The organism is Faecalicatena fissicatena, assembly GCF_016900595.1.
GTDB lineage: Bacteria > Bacillota > Clostridia > Lachnospirales > Lachnospiraceae > Claveliimonas > Claveliimonas intestinigallinarum.
This window is the reverse complement of record NZ_JACLYY010000005.1, coordinates 119,024-141,519: the sequence shown is the minus strand read 5'-3', so window position 1 is coordinate 141,519 and position 22,496 is coordinate 119,024. Positions and strand designations below refer to the sequence as shown.

Sequence of the window (22,496 nt, the reverse complement as noted above, 5' to 3'; positions counted from 1 at the left end):
GTAAAGATGCCAAGACCTATACTTAGAAAGCTGGATCAACAGGTCCGGACAGACAATATTTTAAGTGCTGTTTCGCAGGAGAATATGCAGCAGAAACAGCAGGCGCAGCAACTGGACAAGATGAAGCTGGACCGTCTTCTAAGAAAGCCCAGATCCAGGGCCTATATGGATGCTATGCACAGGCTGGATGCGGGAGGACATGTACATAACCAGAGCAAGGTGAATGAGATTATCGATGCTATCAGAAATGAGTTTCCGGATGTAGAGATTTCAGGAATTCTTCTGGGGTGTGTCGCTATCTGTTATTTGGGCAAGCCGTACGAAGTGCATACGTTGGACATTACCCAGGGGATCATCGAGCACTACAAGTCAGGGCAGACTCTGCCGGGAGGTCTGGAGAAGGCCCGGGGTATTGCTATGAGAGGCGGCTATGATTTTATTGAAGTCTATGTAGACTGTTGCAGGGCGGTGAGCTCAAACGGTGCCGTGTCCGTTATTCCCTGCTGATTGCGATTTTAGTAACAATGCCTTCTCTCACCAAATCAAAGCAAGAATTCTAAAAATGTAAGCAATATGCAAATTGACGGATTTCATCTTTTCGCCTATGCTTGTTTTAAGTAAAATGTACAAACCATGTGCAGGGAAAAGAAACTGTAAAACAGCATTTTGTGAAAAAGAAAGGAGAAAAAAGTGAAGGAGCAGACAAAAGGAAGAGTTACGATACCTACAGACGTTGATGTTGTACCGGAGACACTGGAACTGGTAGAGCGCTGGGGAGCCGATGCTATCCGTGACTGTGACGGGACGGATTATCCGGAAGAGCTGAAGAACGTGGACGCGAAGGTTTACTCCACATATTACACAACAAGAAAGGACAATGCGTGGGCCAAGGCCAATCCGGATGAGATCCAGCAGATGTATATCATGACACCGTTCTACACAGCGGTGGAGAGCGAGCTTTCCATCCATCTGATGAACCATCTCTACCCGGATATGCTGAAAGTGAATGACCACGATGACATTACCAGATGGTGGGAGGTCATTGACCGCACAACGGGAGAGGTAGTGCCGGTGGAGAAGTGGAGCTATGACGGGGAGGCGGGCGATGTGACCATCCACGACGCGGCTGCCTTCCACGACTACACGGTCAGCTTCCTGGCCTACATCATGTGGGATCCGGTTCACATGTACAACGCAGTGACAAACGGCTGGACCAATTTCGAGAAGCAGATCACCTTTGATGTGCGCCAGCCCAAGACAAGAGCTTACTCCATGGAGCGTCTGCGCAAATTTATCGCGGATAACCCCCATGTGGACGTGATCCGCTACACCACATTCTTCCACCAGTTCACGCTGATCTTTGACGAGCTGGCCCGGGAGAAATACGTGGACTGGTACGGGTACTCCGCATCCGTGAGCCCCTACATCCTGGAGCAGTTTGAGAAAGAGGTGGGCTACAAGTTCCGCCCCGAATACATCATTGACCAGGGCTACATGAACAACACCTACCGCATCCCCTCCAAGGAATTCCGGGATTTCCAGGATTTTCAGAGGAGAGAGGTGACAAAGCTGGCCAAGGAGATGGTGGACATCACCCACGAGTGCGGCAAGGAGGCCATGATGTTCCTGGGCGACCACTGGATCGGCATGGAACCCTTCATGGACGAGTTCAAGAAGGTAGGTCTTGACGCGGTTGTGGGAAGCGTCGGAAACGGAGCCACCCTGCGCCTGATCAGCGACATCGAGGGCGTGAAGTACACAGAAGGCAGACTTCTCCCCTACTTCTTCCCGGATACCTTCCACGAGGGCGGAGACCCGGTGAAGGAGGCCAAGATCAACTGGGTGACGGCAAGGCGCGCCATCTTAAGAAAGCCCATTGACCGGATCGGCTACGGCGGATACCTGAAGCTGGCTATGCAGTTCCCGGATTTTATCGACTATGTGGAGAGCGTGTGCCAGGAGTTCCGCACACTGTACGACAACATTAAGGGAACCACTCCCTACTGCGTGAAGAAAGTGGCGGTCCTGAACTGCTGGGGTAAAATGAGAGCATGGGGCAACCACATGGTGCACCACGCCATCTACTATAAGCAGAACTACTCCTACGCAGGCATCATCGAGGCCCTCAGCGGAGCGCCGTTCGATGTGAAGTGGATCAGCTTTGACGATATCCGCAGCAACCCGGAGATACTGGATGACATTGACGTGATCCTGAACGTGGGCGATGCAGATACAGCCTACACCGGAGGAGAGAACTGGACAGACGAGAAGATCATCACTGCTGTAAAGAAATTTATTTACAACGGCGGCGGTTTCATCGGTGTCGGCGAGCCGGCAGCGCACCAGCATGAAGGACATTTCTTCCAGCTGGCCACAGTCATGGGCGTGGAGGAAGAGAATGGCTTTACTCTGAATGTGGACAAATATAACTGGGATGAGCACGAGCATTTCATCACAGAGGACTGCAAAGGCGACATCGATTTCGGTGAAGGAAAGAAAAATATTTACGCTTACGAGGGAACTACGATCCTGAAACAGAATGACAAAGAAGTACAGCTGGCTGTCAATGACTTTGGCAAGGGACGCAGCGTCTACATCAGCGGACTTCCCTACAGCTTTGAGAACAGCCGTCTCCTGTACCGCTCCATCCTGTGGGCATCCCACGATGAGGGCGAGCTGCACAAATGGTTCAGCACCAACTACAATGTGGAAGTGCATGCCTATGTGAAGAACGGAAAGTACTGCGTTGTAAACAATACCTACGAGCCCCAGAGCACGACTGTGTACAAGGGAGACGGCACAAGTTTTGACCTTGACCTGGAGGCAAACGGTATCTACTGGTACGAGATTTAAAAAGAAAAAGATGAAAAAGATATAAAGGAGAAACAAAGATGAGAGAGCTTCAGCTTCTCATCAAGCCAGTCTCCTCTGCCTGTGACCTGGACTGCACTTACTGCTTTTACAAGGATGAGGCAGCAAACCGCGCTGTGGGCGATCATGGGAAAATGAGCCGGGAGACCATGCGCGCGGTTGTGGACAAGGCACTGGCGGCATCGCAGACCTGCGTGTTCGGCTTTCAGGGGGGAGAGCCGACACTCGCAGGTCTGTCCTTTTTTGAAGACTTTACAGCATATGTGGAGGAGAGAAAAAGGCCGGATCAGGAGGCGGTGTACACCATACAGACAAACGGGAACAGGCTGGATGAGAGATGGTTTGAGTTTTTGAAAGAAAAAAATTTCCTTGTGGGACTTTCCCTGGACGGTGTCCGGAAGACCCATGACGAGAACAGGAAGGACCGGGCGGGAGAGGGAACCTTTTCCAGGGTTTTTGCCTGCGCGGAGCGTATGCGTGAACTGGGGATCCCCTTCCATGTGCTCTGCGTGCTGAATGCCCAGACAGCCCCCCGGATCGGAGCCATCTACCGGTTTTTCATGCGGAAGGGCTTTGACCATCAGCAGTACATCCCCTGCCTGGATCCCCTGGGCACAGTGCGGGGTGAGGCGTCCTTCTCCCTGACCCCCACAATGTACGGGGAGGCTCTGGGGACCCTCTTTGACCTATGGTGTCAGGACAGGATGGCGGGGCGTCCGGTGTACATCCGGCAGTTTGAAAACTATGTGGCCATGCTCCGGGGCGGACAGCCGGAGGCCTGCAGCATGTACGGCAGATGCAGCATGCAGAACGTGGTGGAGAGCGACGGGACCGTCTATCCCTGTGACTTTTACGCGCTGGACGCGTGGCAGATGGGAAATCTGAAAGATCCGGATACGGACTTTGTGAAACTGCAGAAGATAGCGGCGGAAGAGGCCGGGAGTAAGAGACATCCTTTTTTCAAGGAGGCGGACAGGCGGGACGACAGATGCCGGGCCTGCAGATGGTATCCTCTGTGCCGGGGCGGCTGCCGCAGGGACTGCTTCCCGGAAGAGGGCAAGATGAGAAATTATTACTGTGAGACGTACCAGAAGTTCTTTGCGGAATCCATAGGACGGCTGGAGTACATGGCGGGGCATCTTGTTTAGATGCCCCCTCCTGCGTTTGAACGGCTGCCGTCGGCGTGCTGCTGCCGGTACTTGATGGGCGTCATGCCGTACTTTTTGCGGAAAGCCTGGGTAAAGTAGGACTGAGAAGAAAAGCCCACCGTAGACGATATGGAAGAGATGGAGTGGTCCGTGTCCTTCAGCAGTGTGCAGGCAGCTTCCATCCGCCGCTGGTTCAGGTACTGGATGGGTGACTGGCCGGTGTACTTGGCGAAAGAGTGAGCCATGTAGTACTTGTTCATGTGGGTCAGCTCTGTCAGCGTGTCCAGCGTGATGGGATCTGAGTAGTTGATGTCCAGATACTCTTTGATCCGGGCGCACTCCTTTGTCATGTAGGTGGAGGTGATGGGCACCGGGATCACGTGCTGATAGCGGACGATGCGCAGGATCAGGATCTCCAGCAGATCCTGGCAGATCTTGTCAGAACCGTAGGAGGGATTCCTCACCTCGTAGAGCATCTGCGCAAAGAGGTCTGCGATCAGAGACTTATTGCTGAAATTACAGAAGACCTGTACGCAGGTTTTTTTGTTTGCCGGCTGGAAGGAGATGCCCTCCACTCCGATGACATAGTACTCCAGTGGAGTGCCCTTGATAGACTGTTCCGTGTGTTCCATGTATGGGGGGATGATGACCAGGTCCCCCGTTCGGATATGATACTTTTCGTCGTGGAAGAGGAAGTTCCCCTCCCCGTTTACCACGAAGAAAAGCTCGGTGAAATGATGTGTGTGGAAAACGCTCTGCCAGTCCTTTTCGTCCTTGGACAGAGAAACGGACAGAAGACGGGCATTCAGCTTGTCAATGTTTGTGGGCTTGATAGCGTATTGTCTGTGACTCATAGGTCCTCTCCTCTGCTCAGATGTTTCGGGTGTGCTCCATTGTCTCCGGATAGGGCCTGCCGGGAATCAGGACTTTTCCGTCTGTAAATCCTTCAGGCCGGTCTTTCAGGGACTCGATCAGGCAGGATCGGAGAAAGGAAATCCTTTCTTTTGCTGTGCTTTCGTTTATCAGATCCGTCAGTTCATGGGGATCTTCCCTCAGGTTAAAATACTGTTCCCGGCCTGTGGCGGAGTGCCAGATGTACTTGTCAGTCTCCGTGACGATCCAGTGGTTGGAGAAATCTCCGTAGGAGTGCTCTCCGTGAAGCCATGGCCGTACGGACCCGGAGGGATCGGACAGGAGGGGCAGAAGATCTTTGCCGTCCACGGAGTCCGGGATATCGGCCCCTGCCGCAGAAAGGAGGGTGGGCATCACGTCCCTGAGTTCCACCACGCCGTGGCACACGCTGGAAGGCTTAAGATCCAGATGGACATTTTTGCCGGCCCAGACAAAGAAGGGAACACGGCAGCTTCCCTCGTAGGGGCGGGATTTCCGGAACATGTGGTGGTCGCAGAGCTCTTCCCCGTGGTCTGAGGTGAAGAGGATGATGGTGTCATCATACACTTCCTGCTCCACAAGAGCCATGATGAGCCTGCCGATCTGGTGGTCCAGGTGGGTGATGCAGGCGTAGTAGCCGATCTGTGCCTGGCGGATCAGCTCTTTGTCAGCCGGGCCAGTCTTGGAGTCAAAGATACGCCCTTCCCGGCGGAGATACTCATCGCTCTCCCAGGTGCCCACAAAAGGCGGACGCAGATCCTTGTCCCGGTACAGGTCGAAATAGTACTGGGGGGCATCAAAAGGCGGGTGGGGCCGCAGGTAGGAGGCCATCAGGAAGAAGGGCTGGTCCGGATCTCTCCTGCGGAGAAAATCCAGACACCGGTCTGTCACCCAGTTGGTGGGGTGGTACTTTTCCTCGTGGGTCCAGGGGCGCGCCACCCAGCTGTTGCAGTCAATGCCTGTGTCCGTCACATCGGCATCGGCGCCCAGCTCCTTTTTCAGCCAGTAGAAATAGTCGTCCGCCACAAGCTGTGACTCCCGGTATGGCACGTTTCCGTACCTGGCCGCATGGAGGTAGCCGTCGTGGAGATCGACATTGTTGAAGCCCAGATAGTTGCGCAGGGGATGGACATGCATCTTTCCCACACACTGGGTGTAGTAGCCGGCCTTTGTGAGCTCGCCTGCCAGGGTGTGCTCATACCGCCAGGGGATGCTGTCCTCGTATCCCACACGCCCGTGGTGGCTCTGTTCCATGCCGGTGTGGAGGGCGGCGCGGGCGGCGATGCAGCTTGGGCAGGCGCTGTAGGCCCGGTCAAAGGCAACGCCCCGGGAGGCCAGGGTGTCCAGGTAGGGAGTCTTTACGTCCGGGTGTCCCGCATAGCCCAGAGCATCGCCGCGGAGCTGGTCTGTCATAAGTAAAATAATATTTGGTTGTCTCATAATCTCTCCTTCATCTCGCAAATACAAATCTTATGGGAAATTATATCTACCATAATACATTCCCGGGGGAAAAGCAAGCGGGTGGGGCGAATGCGGGAGAGATTTTCTGTGGCTGAAAAGAGAAAAACAGAGTATAATGTAGGGACAATGTGCGGCGTACGCCGCATTCTGAGGAGATTATCAAAAGACAGAATAGAAGGGAGAAAAGAAAATGGGTATGGTATTTATATTTTTTGCAGTCAGCATCCTGTCCTGCACGGCAGGGTCCATCTGCGGGATCGGAGGGGGCGTTATTATTAAGCCGGTGCTGGATGCCACAGGGATCATGGGGGTGAGCAGCATCAGCTTTCTGTCGGGGTGCACAGTGCTTGCCATGTCCCTTGTGTCTGTCTGGAAAAATCTGCGGGCCGGGACGGCGAAGATGGATGTGGGGATCTCTACGGCCCTGGCTGTGGGAGCGGCGGCCGGCGGTGTGGCCGGGAAGGCTATGTTCCAGAGCCTGAAAAACGCAGTGGGGGATGAAAACCTTGTGGGCATGACCCAGGCGCTGGTCCTCATCGTGATCACGCTGGGCACGCTGGTCTACACGATCTGCAAGGAGAAGATCCGCACAAAACACTGCCGCCAGATCTGGCTCTGTGTGCTGATCGGCCTTGTGCTGGGGATCATGTCCAGCTTCCTGGGGATCGGGGGAGGTCCCATCAATCTGGTGGTGCTCGGGTACTTCTTTTCTATGTCCACCAAGGAGGCGGCTCTTTCTTCCCTCTACATCATCCTGTTCTCACAGATTACCAGCTTTGTGCAGACCTGTGTGACAGGGACGATCCCGGATGTGGAGCTGGTCTACCTGGTCTTCATGATCATAGGAGGCGTCCTGGGAGGAACCATCGGGAGCAGGATCAACAAGAAGATCAGCGAGAAAGGTGTGGACAGGCTCTTTATCTTTCTCATGGCGGTGATCGTTGTAATCAATATCTACAATGCGATAAAATTTGGAGTGGCTGCCTTCTAGGCAGCCACTCCTTTTATAAATTCTGCTCTATTTTTTGGACAGATCTGTGTATTCCTGGAAGGGGATGGTCAGCAGACCGTCCTGGATCTGAATGGGGAGGATACTGTAGCCGGATTCCTTCAGGTTCTCGGGTTTCCAGTGATCCAGCATAAGATAGTGCGCACCGTCTTTCTCGAAAATGTAGGTGCTCTGTCCGAAGAAAGTCTGGCGGGCATGCTCGCCCACGCAGGGATTGTCGATCAGTTTCCAGCCGGACAGGACCGTGGGGGATGTGGCGAAGAGGGCGTTGTTTGGATCCCAGCCTGTACAGCCGGAGGTGATCATGTAGTATACGCCGTCTTTCTCAAAAAGGGCCGGAGCCTCCCGCTCCTGCTCGACAAAAGCTTTTCCGTACACGCCGTCCACATCCAGATAGTCATCTGTGAGCCTGGAGATGCGCAGGGTCTTGTTCCAGTCGGAACTGTGGATCAGGTAGGCCTTCCCGTCCCGGTCGCAGAAGAGAGTCATATCCCGGCAGTCTGAGCGGTTGGGACGGATCCCGCGGACATAGCGGAAGGGCCCGGTGGGAGTGTCAGAGACGGCGATGCCGGCTCTGGCGTCTGTGTAGTCGGCAGAGTCCAGATGGAACCACATGACAAATTTGCCGGTCTTTTTATTGTACAGAACTTTGGGGCGCTCCCCCACTCTGTCTTTGTAGAGGTCGTGTCCCGGTTCGCCGGAGGCTTCCAGGGCCAGCCCCTCGTATGTCCAGTTCATGCAGTCCGGCGAGGAGTAGCAGGAAATGCCGATAAAATCCACCCGGATATCGCCTGAGGGTGCGATGGATGTGGAGCCGTTCTTGTTTTCGCCGTACCAGTAGTACATCCCTTCGTGCTCCAGAATCATGCCGCCGTGGGCCTGGATCAGTTCTCCGTTTGTGTCGTACCATGTAGAGCCGTTTTTGTTCATTGCAGATCTCCTTTGCTTTTTTTGTGTTGAATTCGTATATAAACCATGATAAAACATTAGTCACAGGGCAAGGCCCTTTGCCCCATCATCTTAATATACTTGCACTGCAAAAGCAAGTGAAAAGAAAAGGAGAAGACTATGAGAATTAAGATCAGAGGAACCGAGGACCGCACAGGAGGTCTGCAGATACAGCCGATCCGCGACATACTGGAGGAGAGAGGACACGAGACGGCAAAAGACGGGATGGAGGGAGATCTCTGCATCCATTTTACAAGAACTGACGAGAAGGGATACAGCGTCGCAAAGGCGGGGAGAGATGTGTATATTTCCTGGCATACGCGCCCCGAGGCTTTCCGGGCGCTGGGAAAGGCCTTGGAACATGCGGGGAAAGAGAAGTGGAGAGAGGAGAACAAAGGAACGCAGGGGAACACAGGACTTATGTTTGACTGCTCAAGAAACGGCGTCCTCAAGGTGGAGGCGGTCAAGGAGATGATCCGCCAGGCGGCTCTCATGGGACTGAACTGGCTGCTCCTCTACACGGAGGACACCTACGAGGTGGAGGGATATCCCTGCTTCGGCGCCCTCAGGGGCAGGTATACGAAGGAGGAGATCCGGGAGTGCGATGCCTACGCGGCGCAGTTCGGCATTGAGATGATCCCCTGCATCCAGACGCTGGCTCACCTGCGTACAGCCCTGCGTTGGCCGGCCATGGAAAAATACAGGGACGATGCGGACATCCTGCTGGCTGAGGAGGAGAGGACCTACCGGCTGATCGATGCCATGCTGGCCTCTGTCAAGGATATGTACCGATCAAAGAGGATCCACCTGGGCATGGACGAGGCGTTCTACCTGGGCTACGGAAACTACCGGAGGATCCACGGGGAAGTGAAGCAGGGAGAGCTGATCCGCAGGCATCTGGACAGGGTGATGGAGATCTGTGAAAAATACGGCCTGGAGCCCATGATCTGGAGCGATATGTTCTTTGTGACGCCGGGAGGCGGAGACTATTACAATGTGCCTGCAGACTATGAGTGGCCGGACAGCGAGAAGCCGGACCGGAGAGTCACTCTTGTATACTGGGACTATGAGGGACATGATGAGGACAGATACACAAGAATGGCTACGCTCCACAAAAAACTGACAGATCAGGTGTGCTTTGCCGGGGGAGCCTGGATCTGGAACGGGCTTGCGCCCAACTATGCCCAGGCCATGGACGCCACGAAGAAGGCTTTTCTCGGCCTGGAGGACACGGGCGTGACAGACAGCTTCTGCACCCTCTGGCTGGACAACGGGGCTGAGACGCCCATGCGGGCCGGGCTTCCTATGGCAGCTTTCTACAGCAGATGTGCCTACGGCGAGTCCACAGATCCGGAGGAGATGGAAAGCTGGTTTAAGATGCTCTGCGGCGAGTCCTACCAGGATATGCTCCTCTTTGACAGGTTGGACCATATACCGGGAACTGGCGTGTACAATGAGGGATTCGCCAACCCCTCCAAGCAGATCTTCTATCAGGATCCCCTGACCGGCGTCTTCGACGGGCAGTATGCGGGAACGGGGCTGGATGTGTATTACGCGGAGACGGCAAAGCTGTTGAAAAAGGCACAGAAGCGTGCGGGTAAACTGGAAAAAATGTTCCGGTATTACAGACTTCTGGCCAGCATCGACGCCGGGAAGTGCGAGCTGGGAGTGAAGATCCGCAGCGCCTACCTGTCCGGTGACAGAGACACCCTGGCAAGGATCGCAGACAAGGAGATGCCGGATCTCAGGAAGAAAGTGCAGAAAATGCACACGCTGAGAGAGCAGATGTGGCAGGAGGAGTTCAAGCCCAACGGCTATGAGGTGCTGGACGTGCGCATGGCCGGCGTGGAGACCAGGCTGAAGTCCGCCCGCAGGCGTATCCTGGATTATCTGGACGGAAAGATCCCATCCCTGCCGGAGCTTGAGGAGGAGAGACTCCCTTATTTCACCAATGAAGAGGGAAAAAATGCGTCCGGAAAGTGCAATTTGTGGGAAAATATCGTAAGTGCGGCGAACATCTGCGGCGTGTAATTGTGTAAAATGTAGTGAATGTTGACGAAAAACATTTATTTTTGTAAATAGAATGCACAAAAAAAGCAAGAACTATAAAAAAAGGAGCAAAAGAAAGATAGAAACAGCATAGGGGGACAGTTATAATACAGGTATAAGCTGACAGACGGCTTAGAGGTTCATAGGCAGTAAATTGCGGACAGGAGGAGACATGGACGGAAGGAAGATTTATTACGTCAGCACCCTGCGGGGGGATGACAACAACGATGGCTTGTCAGAGGAGACACCTTTTCGGAGCCTGAGAAAAGTAGCCGGACAGAAAAGAGAGCCGGGTGATATGATCCTTCTGGAGCGGGGCTCCGTCTTCCAGGAAGAGTACCTCCACATATACGAGGGAGGCACCAGGGAGCATCCTGTTGTAGTAGATGCGTATGGACAGGGAGAGATGCCGGTGATAGCGGCAGAGGGAAGCGGCCTTTGGTATCAGAACTACGGAGCGCCTCTCGACAGCCCGGCCCACGTGTGGAAAGGGTATGTATCATCTGCAGTGCTTCTCTACGATGCGGAGTACATCACGGTGCGGAACATTGAGATCACCAACAGCACCCTCCGGGAAGGAGAGGTGTACAACCAGGGGGATCTGATGAACCGGACAGGCGTCAGCATTGTGGCAAAGGACAGAGGAACCCTTCACGGGATTGAGCTGGATAACCTGTATGTCCACGATGTAGACGGGAATGTATATGACAAGCATCTGAATAACGGCGGCATTTATGCCAGTGCCCTGGCGCCGGCCGACGAGAGCCGGACGGGAGTTGCCAGATACGATGGCCTTCACATCCACCACTGCCGGGTAGAGCGGTGCAGAAGATGGGGGATCGCAGCCGGATATACCTACCAGCATGGCAGGTTTACCACGCTGGAGCTGCCGGACGAAGTGGTCAGAACATACGGTTCTGTCAATGTAGTTATTGAGCACAACCGCATCCGGGAGATCGGAGGAGACGCCATCACTCCCATGTACTGCTTCAGGCCACTGGTACAGTACAATGTATCAGAACATGTGGCCCTCGATATGAACGAGGATGTGTACACCGAGGCAGGAGAGCGGGGAGGCATGGTCGCGGCGGCCATATGGCCCTGGAAATGCAAAACAGCGCTCTTTCAGTACAACGAAGCGTCGCACACACACTTCAACCAGGACGGGGAAGCCTGGGACGCGGACTCGGGAGACGGCACCATCTACCAGTATAACTACAGCCACGACAACGAGGGCGGATGTGTCATGTTCTGCGAGGGAGAGAGTGTCAACAACATTTTCCGCTATAACATCAGCGTCAATGACGGCATAGAGAGATCGGGAGTCGTCACTCCGGTGCGAAACATAGACGCGCACATTCACAACAACATATTCATTATACAGGAAAGCGTTCCCTTTATCCGGACCAACATGTCCGAGGGCGGAATGCTGGTAGAGAATAATCTTATTATAAATGCAGGGGATGAGGCCAGGACAGAGGACTGGCATCACCAGACTGAGAAAGCGCAGTACTGCGGAAATCTGTACGGCAACTACGCCAACATCCCGGAAGATGACCGGGAGGCAAAGGATGCGCAGAGTGCAGATGTTGAAAAATGGATAAAAGGGGAAGCCGGGCTGGACTTCTATGAAGAGCATACCGGTGTCCGTCCTTATATCGGGGCCTGCTTTGCCCGAACCAAAAAGCAGAACTAAAAACCCTATATTTTAAGGAAGGTGAGGTAACATTATGAAAAAGAAAATTGTGAGTGTATTACTTACAACAGCCATGGTTGCAACACTGGCAGCAGGATGCGGATCTTCCGACAGCGGAAGCTCTGATTCAGGCTCCAGCGACAGCGGCAAGGAGATGACCTACTGGTCCATGTGGAACTCCACAGAGCCCCAGGCAAAAGTCATCCAGGAAGCAGCAGATGCTTACGAGGAGGAGACAGGCATCCACATCAATATCGAGTGGAAGGGCCGTGATATGAAGACTCTCATCGGTACAGCTCTTGAGGCCGGCGAGGACATCGACCTCTTCGACGACGACTATATGCGTACTATAAGAAACACACAGGAGTATCTGACAGACCTTTCCACACTGGAGGGAGAGGAAGAGTTTGAGAGCCATGTAATGCCTGTTATCCTTGACAAGGCTAAATCATGGGGAGATGGAAAGCTCTACGCAGTACCTTATCAGGTATACACAACAGGTGTATGGTATGACAAGGCTATGTTCGAGGAAGCTGGCGTGACAGATGTTCCGACAACATGGGATGAGTTCCTGGATGTATGCCAGAAGGTTAAAGATGCAGGATACAACCCGATCACATGTAACTCCGACTCTGCAACACTGATCTATGGCTTCCAGCTGGCAAGATACATCGGACAGGACGCAGTTCTTGAGTGCTTCAACAACGGCGCATGGACAACTGTTCCGGAGGCTAAGAAGGCTGCAGAGGATATCGCTACATTAGTAGAAAAAGGATTCTTCTCACCCAACGCTCCGGCACAGTATCCGGATGGACAGAACGAGATCGGCTTCGGCGAGAGCTGCATGGTCCTGAACGCATCCTGGATCCCGAACGAGATCGTTCAGAACACAGGTACAGAGGTAGACTTTGGCTTCTTCCCGTGGCCGTCAGTTGAGGGCGGTGTAGACGGAGCTGAGGCATCCATGGTTGGTGCACAGGGCTTTGGTATCGTTAAAGAGAGCGATATGCAGCAGGAAGCTTTTGACTTCGCAACAATGATCGCTACAGGCGACTATGACCTTGAGATGGCTTCTTCCGTTAACTCTATCCCTGCTGATACAGAGAACACAGAGTGGCCGGATGCAATCTCCGCGGCAGAGCCTTACTTCAAGGAAATGACAAAGGCTTACGACTGGGCAGTTGGTCTTGAGTCAAACGCTGACTTTACACCTGTTATTACTGAGAACGTAGTAAAACTGATCCAGGGCAACATCACTCCGGATGATTTCGTTCAGGCATTAGCTGATGCTCAGTAATTAATCTGGAATTACACCGGTATGGCAGGCAGATGCTGTCTGCCATACCGCTTTTTGTTAGCACTACAGAAAACAATCTGAGAGAAAGGGGGACATCTTCTTGAAACAGAATAAGAAAATGATCGTCTGCTTTCTGACTCCGGCGCTGCTCTTCTTCATCATCATGTTCCTGTATCCTATTATCCGTACAGTCATCATGAGCTTCTTTAATGTGGAAGGCGTCAGCGACCCGATGAGCGAGTGGACCTTTAACGGTCTGGGGAATTATGAGAAGCTGTTGGGGACAAAGCTTTTCCAGACATCCATGGTCAACATGATCAAGATTTACGTCATTGGCGGCATCGCTGTCATGGTCATCGCACTTCTCTTCGCTGTCATCCTGACAAGCGGTGTGCGGGCGAAAGCATTCTGGCGTGCGGTCATCTATGTACCCAACATTATCAACGCGGTTGCTATCTCCACTATGTGGATCCAGTACGTGTTCAACAAACGATTCGGTCTTCTTCACAGCTTCTTTGAGGCTCTGGGACTGGAAGAACTGGCAAAGATCGACTACATGAACGGATCGTGGAAGTTCTGGTCGTTGCTGATTGCCTTCTGCTTCGGCTCGGTGGGCTATTTCATGCTGATATTCATCAGTGGTATTGAGAGGATCCCGGCGGACTACTACGAGGCTGCCACTATCGACGGAGCGAACAAGCTGAAACAGTTCGGCTTCATCACTATGCCGCTGATCAAGGGCGTGTTCAAGACATGTATGACATTCTGGACCATCAGCATTGTCGGCTTCTTCGTGTGGTCACAGATGTGGGCATCACCGATGCCGTCCGACAACGCGACTATCACTCCGGTTGTGTACATGTACAACGCTGTGTTCGGCACAACAGGAAGTACAGCCCGTGATGCCGGCGTGGGCGCTGCGGTAGGTATCCTGATGGCGCTGATCGTGCTTGTCGTATTCGGACTTGTCAACGTGCTTGTCAAAGACGACGACCTGGAATTCTAAGAGAGGAGGATGGCTTTTATGTTTGGAAAAAAGAAAGAAAAAGAAAAAAAGGTCAGAGAGCCGTTTAATCCTCGCAAAGAAGTGAAACTGATTCCCGGTTATCTTATTGTAGGCATCTGGGTGTTCTTCACGATCTTCCTTCTGGTGTGGATCCTGGCAGCCAGCTTTTCCACAGCTCCGGAGATCATGCAGGGCAAGGTCTTCAAGTTTGAGAGCGGCTTTCATTTTGAAAACTATATCAATGCATGGAATGCAAACAGTATTTCCACGTTCTTCATGAACTCACTGCTGTATGCTGTTGCAACCATGGTAGGCGCGGTTGTTATCAGTGCGCCGGCAGCCTATGTACTTTCAAGATTCACATTCCTCGGAAATAAGCCGATCCGGTCCGGTTTCCTCATTGCCATGAGTATCCCGAACATCATGATCGTACTTCCGCTGATGTCCATCTCCATTCAGCTTGGCATCAACGGCTCCAGAGGACTGCTTATCTTCCTGTACATAGGAATGCAGATCCCGTACACAACCACATTCCTGATGACCTTCTTCCAGAACCTGTCCAGGACATACGAGGAGGCGGCAGCCATCGACGGATGTACGCCCATGATGACATTCTGGAGGATCATGTTCCCGCTGGCTCAGCCGGGTATTGTTACGGTCAGCATTTTCATCTTCATGAATATCTGGAATGAGTACTTTATCTCACTGATCTTTGCATCGTCCTCGGATATCATGCCTGTAGGACCCGGACTTAAGAGTGTACTTTCGTCCATGCAGTACACAGGAGACTGGGGCGGCCTGTTCGCAGCCGTTGTCATCGTCTTCCTGCCCACGCTGCTGCTGTATGTCTTCCTGTCAGAGAAGATCATCTCCGGTGTTACCGGCGGCGGTATCAAAGGTTAAGAGTGTATCCGGCCTGAGGCCAGATAAAAAAACAGGAGCGCTGCCTCGTTATCGTTATCCGATAGGGGGCAGCGCCTCTTTTTTCTCAACACTTAAGCTGTGACAATAATGTTGTGGACCATCAGGTGGTAAACATGAATATGACGGACGGATCGACTGTCAGCTTTACAATGTGCGGATTTACGGCAGACTGCTCCAGATATGCAAAGCTTATGGGCACAAAAGGGCAGATCATTGCCGACATGGGGGCTAACACGATAGAAGTGACTCCGTTTGGGAAGGACGCGGAGCTGATCGATGTCTCCAGGATGGCAGAGGACTTCTCAGGACATGGAGGAGGAGACAGGGGCCTGGTGAGCGCGTTCCTGGATTTTGTCACCGGCGAGCAGTCAGAGGATGACACAATTTCTTCTGTAGAGCGCTCTCTGGAGAGCCACTACATTGCGCTGGCGGCGGAGGAGTCCAGACGGAACGGGGGCGCTGTGATCCGGATGGAGCAGGTGCGGAAATAAAAACAGAAAAGCAGGCAGAACAAAAGAGGGGGTACCTCTGTGGCGACAGCGTCACGGAGGTACCCCCCTGTTTTATTCATTTTTTACAGGTCTGGGCATTGGCCCGTATTTCTCCAGGAGATGGGCCCGGCTTCCGGCCCGGCAGTACTGTCCGGTGCCGGTGACGCCCTCTTTTCTGGCATCCAGGTCCGGGTCTGAATAGCGAAGGAACCACTCTTCCATCTGGCGGCGCATGGCTACAATGCGCTCTTCCTGGGCCGGATCATGGAACAGGTTCTCAGTCTCATCCGGGTCCTCGGTCAGGTGGTAGAACTCATTGGGGCCGTAGGGGTAACGAAGAACCAGCTTCCACTCTTTGTCCCGGATCATCCGGACAGGGCCGTACTCGTCAAATACGACTACAGGGCGGCTGCTTTCCAGCTCTGGATCCTCCAGCCATCTGGCAAAACTGTGGCCCGGGATTTCCTGTTTTGTGTTCACAGGGCAGCCGGCCAGATGGCACAGAGTGGGCAGGATGTCGTAGTGGCTGAACAGCTCACTGCACACAGCCCCTTTCGCGAAATGCCCCGGCCAGGAGGCGATGAAAGGCACCTTTACAGAACTGTCGTACATATTTTGCGGGAAAGTCCCGTTTCCCTTGCCCCAGATGCCGTGCTGTCCCAGGTTCATGCCGTTGTCGGAGGTGAAGATAACGATGGTGTCGTCTGCAATCCCCAGCTCATCCAGGCGGTCCATCAGACGCCTGATCTGGTGATCCATGGCTGTGATGGCGGCGTAGTAGCCCCGCAGTAATTCCTTGCGGCGCTCACCCTGGCCGTGGGGGCAGGTGAAGACCTGCCAGGGATGGTAGGGAAGGTCAGGAGTGGCATTGAAATCACAGTCCCTGTACAGATCCAGATATTCCTTCTTGTGATCCGTCTCCTCCCACGGGCTGTGGGGAGCAGTGAAGTGGACGCTCAGATAAAAAGGCGCGTCTTCCTTTGAGAACCTGTCCAGGCACTCCAGCGCGTTTTCGCCGATGAGGTCTGTGATGTATCCTTCCTTTTCGGAGAGGACCCCGTCCTCGATGGTCTCAGGGTTGAAGTATCTGACGCCGCCCCCGCCGATGGTGTACCAGTGGGAAAAACCGTGCTGGGGCGTCATGCTGTCTCCCATATGCCATTTGCCTGAGAGGGCGCAGCGGTAGCCGCCTGACGCCAGGATGTCTGTGTAGGCGGTGAGGTGATCCGTGTACTGGATGGGAATAGTCTCGTGGGGCATATATTCTAAACTTTCCCTGGATAGGGAGGCTCTGTCCATGCTGCCGCCGTCCAGCCAGTCAAGAATGCCGTGGCAGGAGGGCATAGTTCCGGTAAGGATGGAAGCGCGGGCCGGTGAGCAGACCGGTGAGGCACAGAAAAAGTTGTCAAATTTTACACCCCTCTGGGCAAGTCTGTCCAGATTGGGGGTGTGGATGTCTGTGTTCCCGGCGTTCCTCATGGCCCAGTGCCCCATGTCATCGGCCAGCAGGAACAGAATGTTTGGCTGTTTCATAGTATGTTATGTCCTTTCTTAAAATGTATTAATAGGCTATGCATGTTATTATACTCTCTGGAATGCGGAATGGCAAAAATTTTCTGTATATTTTTGAGGGCTATCCGCTTTTTTTATACTATGTGGTAACAGGAGGGTGTATAATGTGATTACAACCAGGAAATGAAGCGACAAAAGAGGAGACGGGCATGGGGACAGAGGAGAGAAAGGTGAGAGAAATACGGGACGAGAAGAGAAACAATGTTTACGGGACAGCTGTGAGACGGGCTGTGGCGGGCATTGTCCTTTTCGCTGCGGCGTTTCTTCTTCTGTTTGCCGCCTCAGTATCCGGAGAGTTTGCCCAGTGGTACACGCTTCACGTCTACTCCTTTTTTGTGGCTACACTGGGTCGTTTTTTTGGCATATTCGCCTTCTCTGAGTCTGAGTTTATGCTGTATGTGCTGATCGCCTTTCTTGTGTGGCAGATCATAAAGACTGTGTACAGATGCCGGCGGGGAAAGAATGTGAGAGAGCCCCTGGCAGCCTTTTTCTCAGGGATCTTTCTGGCGGCCGGGATCTTATTCTTTCTCTATGCCGCTTTCTGCGGCGTGAACTATCACAGGAGCTCCTTCGCGCAGGAGACGGGGCTTACGTGGGAGGGGGCCACGGTGGAGGAACTGGAGGCAGTCTGTGAGGAGCTGACATCGGCGGTGAACCGGACAGGGCAGCAGGTAAAGCGGGATGAAAACGGGATCATGGTGCTGACAGAGGATGTGTCTGTCCACGCTGTGCGGGCAATGGAAAAGCTGGCACTGGAATACCCCTGCCTGGAGGGCTGCTATCCGCAGCCCAATGGCCTGGAATTTTCCTGGATCCTGTCCGTCCAGCAGCTGACAGGGATTTACTCGCCCTTTACGATAGAGGCAAATTACAATACGGATATGGTTGCCTATAACATTCCTTTTACAGCCTGCCATGAGCTGGCTCACCTGCGAGGATTCATGCAGGAGCAGGAAGCGAATTTTATAGGATATCTGGCCAGCACCCGGGCAGACAGCCTGGAGTTTAACTACAGCGGCTATATGCTGGGGTGGATCTACTGTACAAATGCGCTCTATGATGTGGATCCGGATGCCTACGAGGAAGTGCGAAGTGAGCTGTCGGAGGAAGCGGAGGCGGACCTGGAAGCCAACAGCAGGTTCTGGGCGAAGTATGACACGCCGGTGGCCGAGGTGTCGGACCAGATCAACGACAGTTATCTGAAGGCCAACGGGCAGGAGGACGGAGTAGCCAGCTATGACCGGATGGTGGAGATGATCCTTACATATTACAGAGAAGAAGGACATTTATAAAAAATACAGGAGGGATGACAGATGGAGACAGGAACAAGACTTACCGTGAGGGCCTACCACATATCCTCGTTGGAATACGGGGAAGAAAACCGGGTCACACTGGACGGGCATATGACAGTGTGTCCGTCTGTGGCGGAAAAGATCCGGGAGAAGGAACCGCTGATCAAGGACATTTCGATCCGGATCATCCGGCCCGACGAGCATGACCAGCACACCAACACGGTGATGGACGTTATCCCTCTCTCCGCGAAAGTGCTTGGAAAGGTGGGAGAGGGGATTACCCACACGTTGACGGGGGTGTATGTGATCCTGACAGGGGTGGATGAGGCCGGCCGGCAGGTGTGCAATTTTGGCGCCAGCGATGGGATCCTGCGGGACAAGATCGCGTGGGGCAGGCCCGGGACTCCCCTGGAGAGTGACCTTTTGATCTCCTTTGACGTGGTGCTGCGGGAGGGGACCTGGGCGGACCGGCCCGGTCCGGAGGCGATCCACAGAGCCTGCGATGTGTTCTGCCAGATCTTCCGGGAACAGATGAAGAAATTCAACGGGTACAAGTGCACGGAAAAGCACGTGTTCCAGGAGACCTATGAGCCGGGCCGCAAGGATGTGGTGATCGTCAAGGAAGTCTCCGGGCAGGGGGCTGTGTACGACACGAGGCTGTTTGGAAATGAGCCCTGCGGCTACGAGGGCGGACGCTCTGTCATTGATATGGGATGGATGCCGGTGGTGGTGACGCCCAACGAATTCCGTGACGGCATTATGCACGCAATGGACTAGGCGGGAGACCCTGGCGGAAAGGAGAGGAGACTATGGGTATAGGTACAAGCATGAAAGAGACCACGCTCCACTATTACAGAGATCCTCTGGTGGAGGTGCTGTCGGAGGACAGGGACGTCAACCTGAGGGGGATCGTGATTGTAGGATCCCCGGATAAGAACGAAGACAAATATCTTTCGGCGGAGAGAGTGGGTGTCTCACTGGAATGTATGCGGGTGGACGGCGCCATTTTCTCCTGCAATGGGATCGGGAATAATCATGTGGATTTTGCGCATGCTATTGAGGAGACGGAAAAGCGGGGCGTCCCCACGGCAGTCTTAAGCCAGTGCCCTGCAAAGGACTTTGTAGTCCAAAACGACCACCTGGACGGCGTGATCTGCTATTACAAAGCGCTGGACAGGATGGATCAGCCGGGAGATGAGACGAAAATGCTGGCAGAAAATACTGTGACAGAGACGGACGCCAGAAAAGCGCTTGCGCTTTTAAAACTGAAAATGCGCAAGTGGGAGGAAAAGGGATAAAAATAAAAAAATACCTTGCAATTTACAGCGGAGTGTGATACGATATCTCACAGTCAGCTTGAGAGAGCTGACTGTCTATATCGTATTTGGCTCCGTGGTCAAGAGGTTAAGACATCGCCCTTTCACGGCGGTAACACGGGTTCGATTCCCGTCGGAGTCATGTATCAGGCGCAGTAGCCAAGTGGTAAGGCACAGGTCTGCAACACCTCGATTCACCGGTTCAAATCCGGTCTGCGCCTTTCAAATTTAAAGTGCTTCAAACTCTTTGTTTATAAGAGCTTGAAGCACTTTAAATTTGAGAAGAAGTTGTACGATTTTGTGTCAGGACAGGAAACGGGATACTTACTGCTTTACAATATTTCTTTTTTCTGTAGATAGTTGGTAATAAATTCATGAAATGTTTGAGCTTTTTGAACTTGTTCCTCAGCATCCTGGCGGGAAGCAACGAAAAAATCTTCGTAGTCAGCATGTTCACGCATTTCAGAAGATGTTCGGATGATCTTCGATGCTTCTTTAGAAAAATCGCCTGTCTTAACATGGTATTGATTAAAATGGGCAATGACACCGCTATGCTTGCTGCTGTCAAATTCATCCAGGACATTTACTGCGCGCATACCGTGAAAAATAGAATAATAGGATCGGTTAAGAGCAAGCTTATATTTACCGGTTTCCAACATTGCTTTTGCGTTTTCTAGTTCTTCAGAGGATCTTTCATACCGGTATCTTGATAAATCTTTTATGCTGCCGGCCATAATACAATCCCTTCCTTTTTCACGTTTTTATAAAATGGCATTACATTTTCCCACTCTGCAAATTTATCATGATCAATAAGGAGCACGGAAAGGACTTTGTCATATTCTAATTCCAAGTCTACGACAAGATCTGTCATCTGTTCGTGCATCTCTTTGGTATATGATCTGACCAGGACAGCGATGTCAATATCTGATTCTTCTGTCTGAGTTCCTCTTGCCACAGAGCCATAGAGGATGATACTTGTAATTGAATCCTGAAAAATACGGACAAGTTCGGGGATTAATTTTTTCAGCAGATTTGTGTAATTTTCCATGGTGTGCCTCCTTTCTCCTGTTTGAAGTTATTGTACCTTATTTTAAGGACGAAATCAATCAAGTGAGAAAAGTTGAAGGAGCGGCATACAGAATTCGGGCGGAGAATTATGCTATCAGTTTCTTCTGCGTCCATTTTCCGCGGAAATAGCAGATGGCTCCGGCTGCGGATACAAGGATCCATGTGAGCCCCTCGGCCAGCCAGATTCCCCACTGTCCGATAAAGGGAATGGAGGTGAGAAGGAAGGCGCACCCCATTCTGCCAACGACTTCCAGGATTCCGCTGACAAGGGCGAACCCTGCGTTCCCGGCTCCGTTCAGAATGCCGCGGAAGACGTAGAGGAGTCCCCAGAAGACAAAAAACAGACTGATCAGCTTCAGGGCCTGGGCGCCGGTCTCAATGACCTGCCGGTCGGTCACAAACCATCCCATGAACATGTGACCACACAGGTACATGACAAGGACCATGAGGAGCGAAAATCCTACAGTGATCTGAATGCAGCACCGGGTGCCGGCGCGGACCCTGTCTGTGTTCCCTGCTCCCAGGTTCTGGGCTGTGTAGTTGGACAGGGCCGTGTTGGCGGCTATGTAGATCTGATTTACCAGATTTTCAATGCGGTTGGTGGCAGTGAAGACAGCCATGATCATGGTGCCGAAGGAGTTGATGACACTCTGGAGCATGACGCAGGAGAAGGCAATCATGGCGTTCTGCAGTGCCAGGGGGAGTCCGATGTGCATCATCCGCCGTATCAGGCCTGTATCCGGACGGAATTCCTCTCTTTTAATATGAAAATACGGGTTTGTCTTCAGGGAGAAGACAAGGCAGGCGCAGGCGGAGGAGAACTGGGCAATGGCCGTCGCCAGGGCGGCGCCCGCAACACCCATGTGGAATACCGTGACAAAGAGCAGGTCCAGCCCCACATTTAAAAGAGCGGCCAGAGCCAGAAAGATCAGAGGCGTCCGGCTGTCTCCCAGCGCTCTGAGGATGGAGGAGATGCCGTTGTAAAAGGCGACGGCCACGATCCCTCCGCTGGTGATCTGGAAATAGACGGCAGCATCCTGCATGATCTCCTCCGGTGTGCCAAGGAAGGTGAGAATTGGTCTGGCAAGCGTAAGGCCGATCAGTGTCAGCAAAATAGAAGCTGCCAGCAGGATGTACACAGAGCAGGCGATGCCTTTGCGCACTGTGCTGCCGTCACCAGCGCCGAAATACTGGGAGATCACGATCCCGATTCCGGCAGAAAGCCCGAGAAAAAGGGAAAACAGCAAATAGATAACAGAGGAGCAGGCACCGATGGAAGCAAGGGCGTCCGCGCCGACAAATTTCCCCACGATAATGGAGTCCGCCATGGTGTAAAACTGCTGGAACAGACTTCCGATAAGAAGGGGAATAGAAAAAGACAGAAGAAGCTTGAACGGAGATCCTTTTGTCATATCCTGCATAAAGTTCATAGTAGATCATATCCTTTCCACGTGTTT

The 22,496-nt window shown here is 52.9% G+C and carries 20 protein-coding genes and 2 tRNA genes; 15 read left to right on the top strand and 7 right to left on the bottom strand.

Annotated features, from left to right (window positions below):
* Positions 1 to 6: 6 nt before the first annotated feature.
* The 3 genes from H7U36_RS06850 to H7U36_RS06840 all read left to right on the top strand — a co-directional run bounded on the left by H7U36_RS06850 (position 7) and on the right by H7U36_RS06840 (position 4,019).
* Positions 7 to 507: a hypothetical protein gene (locus H7U36_RS06850; protein ID WP_205155891.1), complete on the top strand. Its 501-nt coding sequence runs from the start codon at positions 7 to 9 to the stop codon at positions 505 to 507.
* 183 nt (positions 508 to 690) lie between these two features.
* The gene (gene gnpA / locus H7U36_RS06845; RefSeq protein WP_205155890.1) at positions 691 to 2,853 is read left to right on the top strand and encodes a 1,3-beta-galactosyl-N-acetylhexosamine phosphorylase; all 2,163 of its coding nucleotides are present in this window, start codon (positions 691 to 693) and stop codon (positions 2,851 to 2,853) included.
* A gap of 38 nt (positions 2,854 to 2,891) precedes the next feature.
* Complete coding sequence (locus tag H7U36_RS06840; protein WP_138303374.1) at positions 2,892 to 4,019, top strand: radical SAM/SPASM domain-containing protein; 1,128 nt, start codon at positions 2,892 to 2,894, stop codon at positions 4,017 to 4,019.
* Here the strand turns inward: H7U36_RS06840 and H7U36_RS06835 are convergent.
* Together H7U36_RS06835 and H7U36_RS06830 are read right to left on the bottom strand one after the other, a co-directional pair.
* Positions 4,016 to 4,873 carry an AraC family transcriptional regulator gene (locus H7U36_RS06835; protein ID WP_138303373.1) on the bottom strand — a complete coding sequence of 286 codons (858 nt, stop codon included), beginning with the start codon at positions 4,871 to 4,873 and terminating at the stop codon, positions 4,016 to 4,018. The genes H7U36_RS06840 and H7U36_RS06835 overlap by 4 nt on opposite strands.
* Before the next feature lie 16 nt (positions 4,874 to 4,889).
* On the bottom strand, positions 4,890 to 6,350 hold the full coding sequence (locus H7U36_RS06830; protein WP_033125820.1) for an arylsulfatase: 1,461 nt from the start codon (positions 6,348 to 6,350) through the stop codon (positions 4,890 to 4,892).
* Between the two features lie 217 nt (positions 6,351 to 6,567).
* On the opposite strand from H7U36_RS06830, the gene H7U36_RS06825 reads away from it, so the two are divergent.
* Positions 6,568 to 7,362, top strand: coding sequence for a sulfite exporter TauE/SafE family protein (locus H7U36_RS06825; RefSeq protein WP_033125839.1), 795 nt, complete (start codon positions 6,568 to 6,570; stop codon positions 7,360 to 7,362).
* Between the two features lie 27 nt (positions 7,363 to 7,389).
* Here H7U36_RS06825 and H7U36_RS06820 read toward each other — a convergent pair whose 3' ends face one another.
* A complete protein-coding gene (locus H7U36_RS06820; RefSeq protein ID WP_205155889.1) occupies positions 7,390 to 8,310 on the bottom strand; it encodes a glycoside hydrolase family 43 protein in 921 nt (306 codons plus the stop codon).
* Positions 8,311 to 8,448: 138 nt separating this feature from the next.
* Between H7U36_RS06820 and H7U36_RS06815 the strand changes: the two genes are divergently transcribed.
* From H7U36_RS06815 to H7U36_RS06790, 6 genes are all read left to right on the top strand, one after another.
* Entirely contained in the window at positions 8,449 to 10,359 is a 1,911-nt protein-coding gene (locus H7U36_RS06815; protein ID WP_205155888.1) for a beta-N-acetylhexosaminidase, read from the top strand.
* 190 nt (positions 10,360 to 10,549) lie between these two features.
* Positions 10,550 to 12,073: a polyhydroxyalkanoate depolymerase gene (locus tag H7U36_RS06810; RefSeq protein ID WP_195639064.1), complete on the top strand. Its 1,524-nt coding sequence runs from the start codon at positions 10,550 to 10,552 to the stop codon at positions 12,071 to 12,073.
* Positions 12,074 to 12,122: 49 nt separating this feature from the next.
* Positions 12,123 to 13,370 (top strand): ABC transporter substrate-binding protein, encoded by a 1,248-nt coding sequence (locus tag H7U36_RS06805; RefSeq protein ID WP_205147804.1) that lies wholly within the window; start codon positions 12,123 to 12,125, stop codon positions 13,368 to 13,370.
* Positions 13,371 to 13,470: 100 nt separating this feature from the next.
* Positions 13,471 to 14,376: a carbohydrate ABC transporter permease gene (locus H7U36_RS06800; RefSeq protein WP_033125824.1), complete on the top strand. Its 906-nt coding sequence runs from the start codon at positions 13,471 to 13,473 to the stop codon at positions 14,374 to 14,376.
* Positions 14,377 to 14,394: 18 nt separating this feature from the next.
* Positions 14,395 to 15,279, top strand: coding sequence for a carbohydrate ABC transporter permease (locus H7U36_RS06795; protein ID WP_330391208.1), 885 nt, complete (start codon positions 14,395 to 14,397; stop codon positions 15,277 to 15,279).
* Positions 15,280 to 15,413: 134 nt separating this feature from the next.
* Positions 15,414 to 15,791 (top strand): hypothetical protein, encoded by a 378-nt coding sequence (locus H7U36_RS06790; protein WP_076780216.1) that lies wholly within the window; start codon positions 15,414 to 15,416, stop codon positions 15,789 to 15,791.
* A 72-nt stretch (positions 15,792 to 15,863) separates the two neighbouring features.
* On the opposite strand, the gene H7U36_RS06785 is transcribed toward H7U36_RS06790, so the two are convergent.
* Positions 15,864 to 17,324, bottom strand: coding sequence for a sulfatase family protein (locus H7U36_RS06785; protein WP_205155887.1), 1,461 nt, complete (start codon positions 17,322 to 17,324; stop codon positions 15,864 to 15,866).
* Positions 17,325 to 17,512: 188 nt separating this feature from the next.
* On the opposite strand from H7U36_RS06785, the gene H7U36_RS06780 reads away from it, so the two are divergent.
* The 5 genes from H7U36_RS06780 to H7U36_RS06760 all read left to right on the top strand — a co-directional run bounded on the left by H7U36_RS06780 (position 17,513) and on the right by H7U36_RS06760 (position 20,192).
* Positions 17,513 to 18,655, top strand: coding sequence for a DUF3810 domain-containing protein (locus H7U36_RS06780; protein ID WP_205155886.1), 1,143 nt, complete (start codon positions 17,513 to 17,515; stop codon positions 18,653 to 18,655).
* A gap of 21 nt (positions 18,656 to 18,676) precedes the next feature.
* Positions 18,677 to 19,432 carry a proline reductase cluster protein PrdD gene (prdD, locus tag H7U36_RS06775; protein WP_033126203.1) on the top strand — a complete coding sequence of 252 codons (756 nt, stop codon included), beginning with the start codon at positions 18,677 to 18,679 and terminating at the stop codon, positions 19,430 to 19,432.
* A gap of 32 nt (positions 19,433 to 19,464) precedes the next feature.
* Positions 19,465 to 19,953 (top strand): glycine/sarcosine/betaine reductase component B subunit, encoded by a 489-nt coding sequence (locus tag H7U36_RS06770; protein ID WP_033126204.1) that lies wholly within the window; start codon positions 19,465 to 19,467, stop codon positions 19,951 to 19,953.
* 88 nt (positions 19,954 to 20,041) lie between these two features.
* Positions 20,042 to 20,113: transfer RNA gene (locus H7U36_RS06765), tRNA-Glu, on the top strand.
* A 7-nt stretch (positions 20,114 to 20,120) separates the two neighbouring features.
* A tRNA-Cys gene (locus H7U36_RS06760) sits at positions 20,121 to 20,192 on the top strand.
* Positions 20,193 to 20,303: 111 nt separating this feature from the next.
* Here the strand turns inward: H7U36_RS06760 and H7U36_RS06755 are convergent.
* From H7U36_RS06755 to H7U36_RS06745, 3 genes are all read right to left on the bottom strand, one after another.
* Complete coding sequence (locus H7U36_RS06755; protein ID WP_076780231.1) at positions 20,304 to 20,705, bottom strand: HEPN domain-containing protein; 402 nt, start codon at positions 20,703 to 20,705, stop codon at positions 20,304 to 20,306.
* A complete protein-coding gene (locus H7U36_RS06750; RefSeq protein ID WP_205155885.1) occupies positions 20,690 to 21,019 on the bottom strand; it encodes a nucleotidyltransferase domain-containing protein in 330 nt (109 codons plus the stop codon). The genes H7U36_RS06755 and H7U36_RS06750 overlap by 16 nt, the downstream gene beginning before the upstream one ends.
* 106 nt (positions 21,020 to 21,125) lie before the next feature.
* Positions 21,126 to 22,469 (bottom strand): MATE family efflux transporter, encoded by a 1,344-nt coding sequence (locus H7U36_RS06745; RefSeq protein ID WP_205155884.1) that lies wholly within the window; start codon positions 22,467 to 22,469, stop codon positions 21,126 to 21,128.
* Between the last annotated feature and the right edge of the window lie 27 nt (positions 22,470 to 22,496).